Here is a 14,634-nt window from a genome sequence, read left to right as displayed (position 1 = left end):
ATCACCGCTGGTGAGTCTGCGTGGCCGATGGTGGCTACCGTGACCGTGATCAGTGTCGAAGTCACTCCGAGTCCCGAACCTCTCCTTCCTCCCGCATCGGCCGTCCCGAGGTCCGCTCGCAGACTGGTCGTGCTCGGCGATTCCACCGCGGTGGGCCTGGGTGACCCGCTGCCGAACCGAGGTGGCTGGCGCGGTGTGGGCCCGCTCGTCGCCGAGGCGCTGGGCGTCGAACCGGACGGCTACCTGAACCCCTCCTTCACCGGGGCTCGCATGGGGTGCGTGCTGACGAAGCAGCTTCCCGCGGCTGTGGCGCATCGCCCGGACGTCGCGCTGGTGGTGGCGGGGATGAACGACACGCTGCGGCCCGATTTCAGCGCCGCGAAGATCGCCGCGGACCTCACCGAGGTGATCCGCTCGCTGGCCGCCGTCGGCACCACCGTGGTGCCGGTGCGCTACCACGACCACGGCAAGGTGTTCCGGCTCCCGAGGTCGCTGCGGCGGGCGCTGAGCGAGCGGGTGGCCGAGCTGAACGCCGCCATCGCCGGTGTCGTCGAGCGCGAGGGGGTGCCGTGTCTCGACCTCGAACTGCTGCCCGGCGCCTACGATCTCGCCGCGTGGAGCGTGGACCGGCTGCACCCGTCGGAACTCGGGCACCGGATGCTGGCGACCGGATTCACCGAACGGCTCGCCGAGGCCGGGTTCGCGGTGCCGCGTCCGGTCAGCCTGACCTGCTCGGGAGGCGTGGAGCCGAGCACCGCCGGCCATGTCGGCTGGCTGCTGCTGAAGGGGGTGCCGTGGGTGTGGCGGCGGGGACGCGAGTTCGTGCCGTACGCGGCCGTCATCATGTGGCACGCGTTCCGGGAGCGGCTGCGCTGACCTGTGCCGGACAATGTCGGTGGCAACGGCTACCGTCGACACCGTGGCACAGGACGAACTCTTCACCGTGAACCCCGATCTCGGGCCGCCCCCGGAGCAGGCCGAGCCGAGGGAGACCGCTGTCCCTGCGGGCTCGCCGCTGGCGGTGCGGATGCGGCCGCGGTCGCTCGGCGAGGTCGTCGGCCAGCAGCACCTGCTGCGTGAGGGCGCGCCGCTGCGGCGGCTCGTCGAGGGCGCGGCGCCCGCTTCCGTGCTGCTCTACGGCCCGCCGGGGACGGGCAAGACCACGCTGGCGAACCTCGTGTCGGCCGCGACCGGACGCCGGTTCGTGGCGATGTCCGCGCTGTCGGCGGGGGTGAAGGAGGTGCGCGGGGTCATCGAAGAGGCCCGGCGCCGCCGCAACTACAACGCCGAGAACACCGTCCTGTTCATCGACGAGGTCCACCGGTTCTCCAAAACCCAGCAGGACGCCCTGCTCGGCGCCGTCGAAGACCGGACGGTGCTGCTGGTGGCGGCCACCACGGAGAACCCGTCGTTCTCGGTGGTCTCCCCGCTGCTCTCACGGTCGCTGGTGCTGCAGCTGCGGCCGCTGACCGACGACGACATCGTCGCGCTGATCGACCGCGCCTTGACCGACGAACGTGGCCTCGGCGGTGAACTCACGCTGACCGAGGACGCGCGGGCGCATCTGGTGCGGCTCGCCTCCGGTGACGCGCGGCGCGCGCTGACCGCGCTGGAGGCCGCCGCGGACGCGGCGAGCGCGACGGAGGCCAAGACGATCGATCTCGCCATCGTCGAGTCCACAGTGGACAAGGCGGCGGTGCGCTACGACCGAGACGGCGATCAGCACTACGACGTCATCAGCGCGTTCATCAAATCGATCCGCGGGTCCGATGTGGACGCCGCGTTGCACTACCTGGCGCGGATGATCGAAGCGGGGGAGGACCCGCGGTTCCTGGCCCGGCGGCTGGTCGTGCACGCGAGTGAGGACATCGGGATGGCCGATCCGACGGCGTTGCAGTCGGCCGTCGCCGCGGCGCACGCGGTGCAGTTCATCGGGATGCCGGAAGGCCGTCTCGCGCTGGCGCAGGCGACCGTGCACCTGGCGACGGCGCCGAAGTCGAACGCGGTCATCACCGGGATCGACGCCGCGCTCAGCGACGTCCGGTCCGGGCGGATCGGGACGGTGCCGCCGCATCTGCGCGACGGGCATTACGCGGGCGCGGAGAAACTCGGGAACGCGAAGGGCTACCGGTACCCGCACAATGTGCCGGAAGGTGTTCTGCCGCAACAGTATCCGCCGGACGAGCTGGTCGGGCGGGACTACTACGAACCGACACAGCGAGGGGCCGAACGGACCCTGTACGAGCGGGTGCCGAAGCTGCGGCGCACCATCCGGGGTGAGCGCTGAGGTTCGGCGTGCCAAGTGCAATGAAAGGTCCTTTCCTTGCAAAATTTGCCAGGAAAGGACCTTTCCTTGCACGCCGACCGTCGGTATGCCGGAGCCGTCGGTAAAGGCGTCTTGAGCGGCCCTTGAGTCCGCCCTGGGCAACTCGACGGCCGCCGTTCGCTTCACCGTCGCGAGCCGGGCACGTCCGTGAGCGAGTATCGCGCGCATGGAAACCCCCAGGGTCGGTGTCCCCGACGCGCTGGCCTCGCGTCTGTCGATGGCCGAACAACACGAATACCTGAGCCGCCGCTCGATGCTCAAGGGCGCCGCCGCCGGTGGCGCGCTCCTCGCGGCGGGCCCGCTTCTGCTGCAGGGCACCGCGTACGCCGACGGCGACAAGGTCGTCCCGGTGGGGCGGCATCTCGCGTTCGGCCGGAACCCGCGGACGTCGATGCGGATCGCGTGGCAGGTGCCGGCACCGGTGCGCAAGCCGTTCCTGCGCATCGCCGACCGGCACGGCGGCTGGAGTCACCGGATCCCGGCCGAGGTCCGGGTGCTGCATTCCGAGGTCGCCGGGGTCATCGCGCCCTACGACCAGTACTACCTGCACGCCGAGGCCGATCACCTGTGGCCCGGCCGCACCTACCGGTACGCCGTCGGGCACGAGGGTTTCGACCCGGCTTCGGGGGACGGCGGGCCCGCCGCGATCTCGACCTTCACCACCGCGCCGGCCAGGGGTGTCCCGGCGGACAAGTTCACCTTCACCGCGTTCGGTGACCAGGGCGTGTCGACGACGGCGCTCGCGCAGGACGGGGCCGTCGCGCGCCAGAACCCGCGGTTCCACCTGCTGGCGGGCGACATCGCCTACGCCGACCCGAGTGGCGCGGGCAAACCGCCCGGGTCCAAACCGGACGCCGATCACGATTTGTTCGATCCGAAGGTCTGGGACGCCTACTACCGCCAGATCGAGGGCGTCGCGGCGTCGGTGCCGTGGATGGTCACCACCGGCAACCACGACATGGAGGCCCTCTACTCGCCCGACGGTTACGGCGGCCAGCTCAAGCGCTGGGATTTCCCCGGCGGCGGCCCGCACGACTGCCCGAGCGTGTACTCGTTCATCTACGGCAACGTCGGCGTGATCTCCCTCGACGCCAACGACGTCTCCTACGAGATCCCCGCCAACCTCGGCTACTCGCACGGATCCCAGACCGCGTGGCTCAAGCGGCGCCTGCGGTATCTGCGCTCGCAGCCGGACGTCGACTTCGTCGTGGTGTTCTTCCACCATTGTGCCTACTCGACGACGAATCAGCACGCGTCGGAGGGCGGTGTCCGCGAGCAGTGGGTCCCGCTGTTCGACGAGTACCAGGTCGACCTCGTCATCAACGGGCACAACCACATCTACGAACGCACCGACGCGCTACGCGGCGGCAAGGTGACCCGCGAGGTCAAGATCGGCGACACCGTCGAGCCGGACCGCGACGGCACGGTGTACGCGACCTGCGGCGGGGGCGGGAAGAGCCTCTACAGCTTCCCGGTACCCGACACCTTCGCCGGGGAGTTTCAGTCGTACCACTGGGTCAAGGGCGGCGAAAAGGTGGCCGAAACGGTGCCCTGGTCCCGCGTGCGCTACACCGGCTACTCGTTCCTCGCGATCGACGTCGAGCCCGCCTGGTTCGGCAGGCGGACGACGCTGACCGTGCGGACCCTGCGCAACGACGGCGCGGAGATCGACCGGTTCACCCTCCGTCGCACCGCCGGTCTCCACCGTTCGCGGTACGCCGCCGCCTCGGTGCTCGGTGCCGATCCGGGCGATGCCTGACGTATAACGACCTATACCCCTCCGCGGAAGGCCTTCACTGCCTTCAGGGTCAGGGTCCTGGCAAAGTCGAGGTGAGAAGGCCTGAGTCTGGACGTCAGCGGGGCTTCAGTGTCCACAAGGGACACCATTGGGCGATTGAGTGTCCGATTGATGTCCCCATGTAAGGTTTCGCGTGGGGTCGTGAGTGGCGATTCGGGTTAGAACGCTCATTGACACTCACGACATGGACAGTCAAGAGCGGGGTGAGGCTCCTTTGCGTGAGTTCACTCCCGCCGGTCCGACACGACACGTTCGCCTTGTCTCGCTCTGGCGGTGGAGCCGACCAGCAGCTATGCGCCTTTGCCGGGGCCCCGACTCTCAAGGTAGGGAAGGAGTCCTTCACGCCAACCCGGAGCCGGTCAAGCCTCGTGAGTGGTCATGACGGTCAGACCGTCATGACCACTCACGAGCGCGCTGTCGGGGTCAGGCGGGTGCCCAGAGGGCGGGCACGTTCGGCGGCTCCCAGCCCGGCAGGGACCGGTGCCCCTGACGGCAGACGTAGGAAGCGCCGTTGTAGGTCACCCGGGCACCGGTGGCGTAGTCGACGTTCGGTGCCCAAGCGCCCGACGGGGCCGAGGTGGTCGTCGTCGGGGTCGTGGTGGTCGTCCGGGTGGTCGTCGGACTGGTCGTGGTCGTAGGTGTCGTGGTCGTGGTGCCGGTGGTGGGTGTCGTGGTCGTCGTCGGCGGAGCGCCACCACCACGCGGGTGGTCCGACGTGATCGCGTACGTCGTGCCGCCGAAGGTGAAGGTGAAGTTCGACGGCGACGCGATCGGCATGTAGTAGTTCAGCCGGATCTCGATCGTGGCGCCCGGTGCGATGGTCTGCCAGGTCGGCACGGTCACCGCGACATGCTGGAAGTCTCCTTTCAGCCCGCCGACGTTGGGCCCGCTGTGGCCCTTGCTCGTGACGGCGAGGCCGAAGCCGGATTGGTCGGACATGCTGCCGGGCGCGCTCGTGCCGTAGTCGAACTCGATCTTCGTGCCACCGGGGATGGTGGTGGCCGAGTTGTTCGTCACGCGCATCCGCGGGGTGATCGGGTAGTTCGCGTCGCCCAGCGCGAATCCGGTCAGGTTGACGTTCACGTCGAGCACCGACGAGGGAGCCGGACGCGATGACTTGGTGTTGCCGTAGGGGGCCGCACCGCGCAGGCCGTCGTTGATCTTCGTGATCAGCGTGTCGCCCATGAAGTACTGGCCCTTGGCGTTGTCGAAGGCGTAGTCGCCCGCCAGTTCCCAGATCATGATGCCGCCGATGCCCTTGTCGGCCACGTACTTGGCCTTCGTGGCGATCGAGGTTTCGTCCTCAGTGGACAGGAACACCTTCTTGTCGTTGTTCCACAGCCACGGCGTCACCATCGTGTTGTCGTAGAACCTGTTGTAGGTGCCCGAGATCCGGTCCGCCGGGTCGGTCTTGGGGCTGAGCCCGTACGCCTCCAGGTAGTCCGGGGTGATCTCGTTCTCGAGGTTCTTGGCGTGCCACATGGGGTTCGCGCCCGCCGGTACCTCGTCGCCCGCCAGGCCGAGGTCGTGCCACAGGTTGTCGATGCCGATCGCGCCGTTACCGCACGGCACGGTCGAGCCGACCTGGGATCCGGTGCCCGGTGGACATTGTTTCTGATCGGGCAGCGGCGCCTTGCCCCACAAGCCGTTCGTCCCGCCGGACACGCCTTGCCAGCCACGGGTGTAGAACCCGACCCCGATGTTGATCCGGCCTGCCTGCATGGCGCCGCGGAAGTAGTGATAAGCCCAGTCGGTGTTGAGATACCCCTGTCCGTCGTACTGCGGTGTCGTGTACACCTGCCAGTGCGCGAGCTCCGCGTCGTTTCCCGCGTCGTAGAGCGCGGCGTTCGGCCCGGCGAACTGGTTCCACGCGCCGTGCAGGTCGTAGCTCATCATGTTGGCGTAGTCGAGATAGCGCGTGACGCCGTAGACCTCCTGGCCACGCAGCAGCCAGCCGGACGCGGGCACGGCCGCGGTCAGCAGGTAGTGCCTGCCGTCGGCGGCACCGGCCCTGTCGAGCTTCTCGCGCAGCGTGCGCATCAGGTTTTCGTATCCGGCCCACAGGGTCCCGCGGTTGGACTGCGCGATCCAGTAGTCGTCGGGGTTTCCGGCGTAACTGGCCGATGTCGCGTATTCGTAGTCGATGTCGGCGCCGTTGAATCCGTAGGTGCGCAGGAACTGCACGACGGAATCCGCGAAGACGTCGATGCCCGCCTGGGTCTGCGTCATCTTGTAGAACCCGCCTGAGGCGTTGCGCGTGCCATCCGGGTTCAGGAAGCCGCCGGTCTCGGCCCAGCCGCCGATCGAGATCAGTGTCTTCACGTTCGGGTTCTGCTTCTTGTACTTGGTCAGCAGATTGAAATGTCCCTTGTACGGCAACGACGGATCCATCTCCGCGCCGGGGACGCCCGGCCATTCCATACCGATGGACTCGTTGGCCGGGCCAGGGGCACCGACCGAAACCTTGTTCTGCGCGTCGATGTGGGCGAACGCGTAGTTGAGATGGGTGACTTTCGACCACGGGATGTTGTTGACCAGATAGGACGGCGTGCCGTTCTTTCCGGTGCGCCAGCTGGTGAAGTAGCCGATCACGCGACGGGAATGCCCGTCTCCCAGCGTTTCCCGGCCGGTCGTGTCGTAGACGGTGCAGTAGGGGGTGTCGGCACCGGGCGTCCGGTAGAGGCCGTCGGGGCGGCAGTCCTCATGGCCTGCCGCGCTCGACGTGGACGGGGTGATGACGACGATCATGAGTCCGGCCAGCGCGATGAGCGACGCCAGCAGGGGGAGTAGTTTCCTGGTTCTCCTTGGCACGCCGAACCTCCGACAGTGGAAGATGGCCCTCGGTCTCAGCAGCTTGAGCCGCTGACCTGCCGCGCGTCAATAGGTGTAGACCAATTTCCATCCTGTGCCGCACTGCCGGACGTACCTGCGCTTCGTCAGGTCTGGTCTTCGTCGAGAAGTGAGGGTGTTTCGGGTGCCGGGGTGTAAGTCAGGCCCTTCAACAACGTTAGCGGGTGGCCATACTCTCGGCCACATCCCGTGAGTGCTATGACCCCGTGCCCTTCGACGCGGGTGTGCGGGCCGATCTTGCCGGGATGCACCGAAAGCGCTTCGGCGATCGTGTCCGCGTCGCAGTGGTCCGGGATCTCGAGTTCCGCCTTGAGCCGCCGGTAACGCCGGACCCATTCGCGTTGCCAGTCCAAGGGATTTTCGGTGTGCGGGATGTCGTCGGCCCAGCCTTCGGGCAACGGCGTGTCTTCATGGGGGAGCAGGTAACCGTTCTCCGCCGCGAGTTCGCCGACGGACTCCTCCGGCGCGGAGACGTCGTAGAACCGGACCAGCTCGCCTTTTTCGGCGATGCACCACGATGTCATCGAGTCGCCATGGCTGCGGAAGTACAGGTGCGCCGCGCCGAACCGGCGGCTCAACCCGGCGCAGCGCTCACGATCTACTCCGCGCCAGGCCTTTTCGTTCGCGAGCATGGCTTGATAGTGCGCGCGCGGCTCGGTGCTCCAAGAACTTTCTTCGGTGATGTCCGCGGGGTGCTGATCTTCCGACGGCCTGCCGAAAACGAGCGTCCATCCGTCGAGGGCGGGGGTGACGTAGAGCCGGGCGCATCGTTGGTGCCCGGGGCCGAGGTGGTGCTGGTTCCAGATCTCGGTGCCCAGCGACATGGTCACCGGTTCCGGATCGGACAGGCCGAACGCGTCGAGTACGGCCGCTTGGTCCGTGGTCGGGATGGCGTACCAGAACTCGCAACCCCGCATCGCGACCGGGACTTCGCCGCCGATCTTGCTCCGGATCAGGCGCCGGACGAGCGCGAGATCGTACTCGCCGAGTGCTTCCGGGCCGCCCAAGGCGAAAAGCAGCGCGCGCGCCGCGTTGCGCAGCGCCGGATTCCCGGTTCGCCGGATTTCGCGGAGTTCGGGAAGATCGTCCGGCCCTGCCTTGTCCAGGTCCCAGACGCTGAAGCGTTCCCCGGCGACGAGGGCTTCGGCCGCGGCTCTCATGTCCATGGCGCGAAGGTTAGCCGGACACCACGACAGAAAACTCGTTGCCGTCGGGGTCCGCCAGTTCCACCTGCCCGTTTTCCCCGGTGCCGAGCCGGGTCGCGCCAAGCGAGACGAGCCGATCGACATCCGGAAGAAGGCCGCTCAAAGCGAATCGCACCCGCCTCTTTTCGGTCTTGGCATCGAAAGGAGGGCCACCCCAGGTGATCTTCGGACCCCCGTGCGGGGAACGGATCGCGGTCTCCTGGTCCTGATCCCAGACCAGCGGCCAGCCCAGCGCCTTGCTCCAGAAGTACCCGACCTCCTGAGAGCCGTCACAGGCGAGCGCTCCGACGAAACCGCAGTCGGCCAGGAAATCGTTGCCCGGTTCGATGACGCAGAACTCGTTGCCTTCGGGATCGGCGAGCACCACGTGCTCCTCTTCCGGGCCCTGACCGATGTCGATATGCCTGCCACCGGATTCGAGGGCCTTCGCGACCGTTTCCCGCTGGTTTTCGAGAGAGGTGCTCGTCAGGTCGAAATGCGCGTGGTTCTTGACGGACTTCTTTTCTCCCGTGTGGACGAAGCGGATCCGGAACCCGGTGTCGTCGGCAGGCAGGAGTGTTTCGCCGTCCGGCGTCCAGCCGAGGACGCCCGCCCAGAATTTCGCGAGACGGAGCGGGTCGTTCGCGTCGAAACAGACGGCGTGCAGGGTGAGGGTCATCAGTGAAGCCACCTCGTGAGTGGTAGTGACGGTCAGCGCCATCACTACCACTCACGAGTCTTCAGCGCCTCCGGTTTTCCACCTTCCCCGTCAACGCGCGCAGGAACGCCGGGTCCCCGTCGGCCGTGACCTTCACGTCGTACCAGCCGTTCGTGACCGGCCAGTCCACCGTGACCGACCGTCCGGCCCCGACCCGCACCACGCGCGTCAACCGCGACGACGTCAGCCGCAGCGTCAACGCCGAGGAGCCCGAGTTGGACACTTTGAACTCGACACCCGAACGCCAGGTCAGGAACCGCGTCCGCACGTCGACACCCGCGGCCGCGCCCTGACGGTTCCCGCGCAGTTCCCACCACGACCGGTTCGGCCCCTGGACGACGACGCGGTATTCGTCGCCCGGCAGCGCCACGGTTTCACCGGCTTCGCCAAGGACGTCGCGGTGCGCGGGTTCGGCGAATTCGCCCTTGTACGGGTACAGCGTGAAATGCGCCGACGACGAACCGCTGTTCGCCAGCGACAGCGCGAGGGCGCCGGACTTCACGACACCGGACACCGAAACCTGGTACGGCAGCGGACGTGCCGGACGGTCACCGGGTTCGGCCACGGGCAGGGCCTGCTCCGACGGCGCGGACGGGCGCCAGCGGCTGATCGGCGCGGGTACCGGACCGGGGCGGGTCACGCGCGGCTGACGTCCCGCGCGCGAGAAGTCGAAGGCACCGGTGAGGTCACCGGCCACGGTCCGGCGCCATTTGCTGATGTTCGGCTCGGCGACGCCGGTCCAGCGCTCCAGGAACCGCAGCACCGAGGTGTGGTCGTACACGGTCGAATCGACGTGGCCGCCGATGGACCACGGCGAGACGACCGTCATCGGCACCCGCGGGCCGAAACCGAGCGGCTGACCGTTGAAGTGGTCCGCGTCGTTGGCGGCATTGCCGGGCGGAACGGGCGGCGGGACGTGGTCGAAGTAGCCGTCGTTCTCGTCGAAGTTGATCAGCAGCACCGTTTTCGACCAGGTTTCGCGGTCGGAGGCGATGGCGTCGAGCACGCGGTAGATCAGGTTCGCGCTGCCGACCGGGGTGGACGCGCCGGGGTGCTCGGAATCCACCGCCGACGGCACCAGCCAGCTCACCGCGGGCAGGCGGCGCGCCTGGATGTCGGCCTTCAGCCTGGTCACCAGCGTCTCCGGTTCGCTGCGGTACATCGCCTTCTGGAACAGGTTCCGCTCGGCGGGGCTCAGCGCGGCGACCCCGGCGTCGAACTGCGCCTGCAGCTTCTTCCGCTCCTCAGGCGTCTTCTTGGGCAGGGTGTCGTAGAACTCCTCGGTGGTACGGAACTTTCCGTCGACCTTGGTGAGGATTTTCGTACCGATCTTCTTGAACGGGAGGAAGTACTCCACCGCGTTGTCGGTGAAGTTGTCCCATTCCTGGTAGATCCGCCACGACACCCCGGCCGCTTCGAGGCGCTCGGGGTAGGTCGTCCAGTCGTAGCCCTTGTGGTCGTAGGAGTACGCCGCGTTGGTGACCGCGCGATTGGTGGTGCTGCCCGGCTCGAAACCCGTGGTGCCGGTCCAGAGGAAGTTCCGGTTCGGGTTGGTGGAGCCGAAGATCGAGCAGTGGTAGGCGTCGCAGATGGTGAAGGTGTCCGCGAGTTCGTACTGCAGCGCGATGTCGCGGCGTTCGTAGTACGTCATGGTGGCCGGGGTCTTCGCCGCGATCCAGCCGTTGTTCCAGCCGCGCGCCCACGCCTTGCCGCTGCCGTTCCAGCTGTGGTCGAGGTCGCCGAGGTACTGGATGTCGTCCGGATTCCGGCCGGCGAGTTCGGCCGCCTCCCGCACCGAGAAGGGCAGCACGGTGCCGCCGGCGGGGTTCGGCTGCTCGAACACCGATCTTCCCGACGGCAGTTCCAGCGGATGGCTGTCGGAGAAGCCCCGGACGCCGCGCAGGCTGCCGTAGTAGTGGTCGAACGACCGGTTCTCCTGCATGAGCACGATGACGTGCTCGACGGCGTCGAGTCCGCCGCGCCGCATGGGTTCGGCCATGGCGGCGTGCACGGACGGGGGCAGGAGCGTGGTGGCGGCCGCGGCGCCGGTGGCGCCCAGCAACGTACGGCGTGACAGTTCAGGCATGCCCGAACCTTGACCCAGGAACATGAACGTCACAAGAACCGAACAGGTCGTCCTGGCGTCGGTAGCCGGGCGGTGACACCGCGTCGATCCAGTTGGTCTCCGGCCGTTCCCGTGCTTACAGTATGCCGCCCGCACTACCCTTGGATGGCCGTGTTTCCTGATCATCACAACGAAAACGACAGCGGCGGAGACCCGGCGAGACCGGTGTTCGTCGACCCGAGCGGTCGACGCCGCACCCTCGTCCGCCGGATCGCGATCGGCGTCTGCGCCGCCGTCGCCTGCTATGGGATCCTCCTCGTCGCCGCGCTTTTCGGCGCGCCGACGCTGCCCGCCGCGCTCGTGCCGCTGCCGGTGCCCGCGCCGCGGGTTACGCCCGAGCCGCCCGCGACCACCTCGTCCGGCCCCCGGCCGACGGCTTCCCGACCGGAATCCTCCGAAGCGCCCGCGACCGACAACGAGACGTCGCGCACGAGCGCCAGGCCAGTCCCGGCCGGGACCACGGTTTCGCCGGGGACGACACCCCCGGGCTCCGTCGCCACCTCCTCGCCGCCGGGCGCCGAACGTCGTAACAGCCGGGCGCCCGACCTCCCGCCGGGACAGACGAGGACGACGCCGCCCGGTTCCGGGCACTGACGCGCGGTTCGCGCACGACCGAAGGATTCCCCTGTGCCTGCCCACCGCCGGTTGCCGCCGCCCAAGGCGCATTGGGCGCTCCTGGCGACCCTGTTGTTCGCCGTCACCGTCCTGCTCGGACTGCACACCCTGGTCGAAGGGGGATTCGCCGCCGACGGCGCGGTCTCGGCGGGCGCGGCCGGGGAAGTACCGGCCGCGGTACGCGACGGCGGCCCGATCATCGACCCACGCGGCGACGAGCCCGTCACGTCGCGGCTCCGGCCGAAGACGCTGGCGCTCACCTTCGACGACGGCCCCGATCCGGAATGGACACCGCGGATCCTCGCCGCGCTCGAACGGCACGGCGTGCACGCCACCTTCTTCGTGACCGGCGCGCAGGTGGCACGGCATCCCGGCCTGGCGGCGGAGATCGCCGAACGTGGCCACGAACTCGGCAACCACACCGCGACGCACACCGACCTCGGCGCGGCCGGGGACGTCCGCGCCAAGATCGAGCTGCGCGCCACCGACCTCGCCATCGCCGGTGCCGCCGGGACGGGGACCTCCCTGGTCCGTCCTCCCTATTCTTCGACCACCGACGCGGTGGACGACGCGGGCTGGCGGGCGGCGCGCCGTCTCGGCGGCGAGGGCAGGGTCGTCGTCCTGTCCGAACTGGACTCCCAGGACTGGCGGAGGGCGGGGGTGGACGCCATCGCCGCCGCCGCGACGCCCCGGACGGACGACGGCGCCGTGGTGCTCATGCACGACGCGGGCGGGGACCGGTCGGAGACCCTCGCCGCGCTGGACCGTGTCATCCCCGGCCTCCAGGCCAAGGGCTGGCGGTTCGACACGGTCAGTGGCGCCGCCGGGCTCAGCGGGAGCACGGCCGCGGTGGACGGGCTGACCCGGTTCGGCGGCTGGCTCCTGATCGCCGCGGTCCAGACCGGCGACGCGCTTGCGGCCGCGCTGGGCTGGTTGCTGATCGCCGCGAGCGTCCTCGCCGTACTGCGCACCGCCCTGGTCCTCGTCACCACGGCGATCCACGTCAGACGGGGCAGAACCGACCGGACCCGGCCTCCGGTGCGGGAACCGGTGACGGTGATCGTCCCCGCCTACAACGAGGAGGCCGGGATCGAGGCGACCATCCGCTCGATCCTCGCCTCCGACCACCATCCGACCTGGGTGATCGTCGTCGACGACGGGTCCACCGACGGCACCGCCGACGTCGTCGAGCGGCTCGGCCTGCGCCGGGTCAGGCTGATCCGCCAGCGGAACGCGGGCAAACCGGCCGCGCTCAACACCGGCCTCGCCGCCGCGCGGACCGAGCTGGTGGTCATGGTCGACGGCGACACCGTGCTGGAGCCCGGCACCGTCCGCACGGTGATCCAGCCGTTCGCCGACCCGTCGATCGGCGCGGTTTCGGGCAACGCCAAGGTCGCCAACCGCGGCGGGCTGCTCGGCGGCTGGCAGCACATCGAATACGTCATCGGGTTCAACCTCGATCGCCGGATGTACGACGTCGGCGAGTGCATGCCGACGGTGCCGGGGGCGGTCGGGGCCTTCCGGCGTTCGGCGGTGCTCGCGCTCGGAGGAGTCCCCGAGGACACCCTCGCCGAGGACACCGACCTCACGATGGCGCTGGAACGGGACGGCTGGCGGGTGGTCTACGAACAGGAGGCCCGTGCCTGGACCGAGGCGCCCGCGACACTGGGGCAGCTGTGGAAACAGCGCTATCGCTGGTGCTACGGCACGCTTCAGGCGGTGTGGAAGCACCGGGGCGCCGTCGTCGCCAAGGGGGCCGCAGGCAGGCTCGGCCGCCGCGGTATCCCGTATCTGCTGATGTTCCAGGTGGCGCTGCCCGTCCTCGCGCCGTTCGTCGACGTGGCCGCGATCTTCGGCCTGTTCACCGGGGACGCGAAGACCGCGTTGCTGTATTGGTCGGTGTTCCTGCTCCTGCAGATCGTGCCGGGCATCATCGCCTTCCGGCTCGACCGCGAATCGCTTCGCCCGCTGCTTTTCCTTCCCCTGCAACAGTTCGTCTACCGGCAGCTGATGTACCTCGTCGTCATCCAGTCGGTGATGACGGCACTGGCCGGGGCCCGCCTGCCGTGGCACAAACTGGATCGCCTCGGCCAGAGCGCGCCGCCGGGGTCACTTGTGGACGCTGAGTGACCGTTGGGCGGGGTGACCCCGCTGAACGGCCGCCTGCGCGGTAACCTCACGGACACCAAAGACCGCAGACCCTTGAGGAGGGCCCGTGTCGGCAGGGCAGATCGCCGCGCTGATCGCCGCAGGAGCATTCGTCGTACTCGTCGTGCTGCTGGCGATCGTGCTGTTCAAGCTCGGCCGGACCCTGGACGAGGCCACGATCGCCATCCGCAAGGCGCATGAGAACACCGACCCGCTGCTGATCGGCGCGAACGAGACGATCACGCACGTCAACGCGCAGCTGGAGCGGGTCGACGGCATCACCGCGAACGCGCAGGCCGTCACCGGAAACGTGTCCGCGCTGTCGTCGGTGTTCACCGCGACCCTCGGCGGGCCGCTGGTCAAGACCGCCGCGCTGTCGTACGGCCTCAGCAAGGCCATCAAGGCCCGCCGCAAGAAGGCGGAGGCGAAGGCGGCACGCCCGGCACGGAAGCGGGGCCGGAAATGAAGCGCCTGTTCTGGCTCGGCGTCGGCGTGGTCGCCGGCGTCGCCCTGTCACGCAAAGCGACCGAAACCGCTCGCCAGGCCACGCCCGCGGGGTTAGCCTCGAACCTGGGCGACGCCGTGCGGGAACTCGCGGGCGCCGTCGGTTCGTTCGGCGCGGAGGTCCGCGCCGGGATGAGCGAACGGGAACAGGAGCTGCACGACATGGTGTCCGAACGCACCGGTTTGAGCACGGCCGCCGACGGCCCTGCGGGCAGGCACGCGGCGTCGCCGCGGCGCCCGGCCCGGCGAGCTCGCCGGGCGGAGGGCTGATCGGTCGCGTCCGCGACCGGGAGAACCCCAGCCCTCCGCCGTTCCCGCCTGCCCTCGATCCCCGCGCCTTTCGCGCGAGCCCGCATCCAAGGACGA

11 protein-coding genes are annotated in these 14,634 nt (G+C 68.9%); 7 read left to right on the top strand and 4 right to left on the bottom strand.

The genetic code is table 11. The features are described 5' to 3' along the window. Positions 1–27: 27 nt before the first annotated feature. From ACZ5ZX_RS19975 to ACZ5ZX_RS19965, 3 genes are all read left to right on the top strand, one after another. A complete protein-coding gene (locus tag ACZ5ZX_RS19975; protein WP_465503482.1) occupies positions 28–876 on the top strand; it encodes an SGNH/GDSL hydrolase family protein in 849 nt (282 codons plus the stop codon). 43 nt (positions 877–919) lie between these two features. After that, positions 920–2,287, top strand: a complete 1,368-nt coding sequence (locus tag ACZ5ZX_RS19970) for a replication-associated recombination protein A (protein WP_465503481.1) — start codon at positions 920–922, stop codon at positions 2,285–2,287. A gap of 205 nt (positions 2,288–2,492) precedes the next feature. Beyond that, positions 2,493–4,085, top strand: a complete 1,593-nt coding sequence (locus tag ACZ5ZX_RS19965; RefSeq protein ID WP_465503480.1) for a purple acid phosphatase family protein — start codon at positions 2,493–2,495, stop codon at positions 4,083–4,085. A gap of 462 nt (positions 4,086–4,547) precedes the next feature. Here ACZ5ZX_RS19965 and ACZ5ZX_RS19960 read toward each other — a convergent pair whose 3' ends face one another. From ACZ5ZX_RS19960 to ACZ5ZX_RS19945, 4 genes are all read right to left on the bottom strand, one after another. Beyond that, a complete protein-coding gene (locus ACZ5ZX_RS19960) occupies positions 4,548–6,935 on the bottom strand; it encodes a chitinase C-terminal domain-containing protein (RefSeq protein WP_465503479.1) in 2,388 nt (795 codons plus the stop codon). Between the two features lie 125 nt (positions 6,936–7,060). After that, a complete protein-coding gene (locus tag ACZ5ZX_RS19955; protein ID WP_465503478.1) occupies positions 7,061–8,140 on the bottom strand; it encodes a hypothetical protein in 1,080 nt (359 codons plus the stop codon). Between the two features lie 10 nt (positions 8,141–8,150). After that, positions 8,151–8,837 carry a VOC family protein gene (locus ACZ5ZX_RS19950; protein ID WP_465503477.1) on the bottom strand — a complete coding sequence of 229 codons (687 nt, stop codon included), beginning with the start codon at positions 8,835–8,837 and terminating at the stop codon, positions 8,151–8,153. Positions 8,838–8,898: 61 nt separating this feature from the next. Beyond that, positions 8,899–10,962, bottom strand: coding sequence for a phosphocholine-specific phospholipase C (locus tag ACZ5ZX_RS19945; protein ID WP_465503476.1), 2,064 nt, complete (start codon positions 10,960–10,962; stop codon positions 8,899–8,901). A gap of 144 nt (positions 10,963–11,106) precedes the next feature. Here ACZ5ZX_RS19945 and ACZ5ZX_RS19940 point away from each other — a divergent pair, with 144 nt between their 5' ends. From ACZ5ZX_RS19940 to ACZ5ZX_RS19925, 4 genes are all read left to right on the top strand, one after another. Further along, positions 11,107–11,595: a hypothetical protein gene (locus tag ACZ5ZX_RS19940; protein WP_465503475.1), complete on the top strand. Its 489-nt coding sequence runs from the start codon at positions 11,107–11,109 to the stop codon at positions 11,593–11,595. Between the two features lie 33 nt (positions 11,596–11,628). Continuing rightward, positions 11,629–13,746, top strand: a complete 2,118-nt coding sequence (locus ACZ5ZX_RS19935) for a bifunctional polysaccharide deacetylase/glycosyltransferase family 2 protein (RefSeq protein ID WP_465503474.1) — start codon at positions 11,629–11,631, stop codon at positions 13,744–13,746. Between the two features lie 85 nt (positions 13,747–13,831). After that, positions 13,832–14,230, top strand: a complete 399-nt coding sequence (locus ACZ5ZX_RS19930) for a DUF948 domain-containing protein (protein ID WP_044850419.1) — start codon at positions 13,832–13,834, stop codon at positions 14,228–14,230. Next, on the top strand, positions 14,227–14,538 hold the full coding sequence (locus ACZ5ZX_RS19925) for a hypothetical protein (RefSeq protein ID WP_037305987.1): 312 nt from the start codon (positions 14,227–14,229) through the stop codon (positions 14,536–14,538). The genes ACZ5ZX_RS19930 and ACZ5ZX_RS19925 overlap by 4 nt, the downstream gene beginning before the upstream one ends. Positions 14,539–14,634: the final 96 nt, after the last annotated feature.

It is taken from the genome of Amycolatopsis sp. NPDC033938 (genome assembly GCF_055575975.1).
This window is presented reverse-complemented; position numbering and strand designations above follow the sequence as displayed.

Coding starts and splice junctions, on each gene's coding strand:
- ACZ5ZX_RS19975 (WP_465503482.1), top strand. CDS start 28: ATGGTGGCTACCGTGACCGTGATCAGTGTCGAAGTCACTCCGAGTCCC.
- ACZ5ZX_RS19965 (WP_465503480.1), top strand. CDS start 2,493: ATGGAAACCCCCAGGGTCGGTGTCCCCGACGCGCTGGCCTCGCGTCTG.
- ACZ5ZX_RS19955 (WP_465503478.1), bottom strand. CDS start 8,140: ATGGACATGAGAGCCGCGGCCGAAGCCCTCGTCGCCGGGGAACGCTTC.
- ACZ5ZX_RS19950 (WP_465503477.1), bottom strand. CDS start 8,837: ATGACCCTCACCCTGCACGCCGTCTGTTTCGACGCGAACGACCCGCTC.
- ACZ5ZX_RS19945 (WP_465503476.1), bottom strand. CDS start 10,962: ATGCCTGAACTGTCACGCCGTACGTTGCTGGGCGCCACCGGCGCCGCG.
- ACZ5ZX_RS19940 (WP_465503475.1), top strand. CDS start 11,107: ATGGCCGTGTTTCCTGATCATCACAACGAAAACGACAGCGGCGGAGAC.
- ACZ5ZX_RS19925 (WP_037305987.1), top strand. CDS start 14,227: ATGAAGCGCCTGTTCTGGCTCGGCGTCGGCGTGGTCGCCGGCGTCGCC.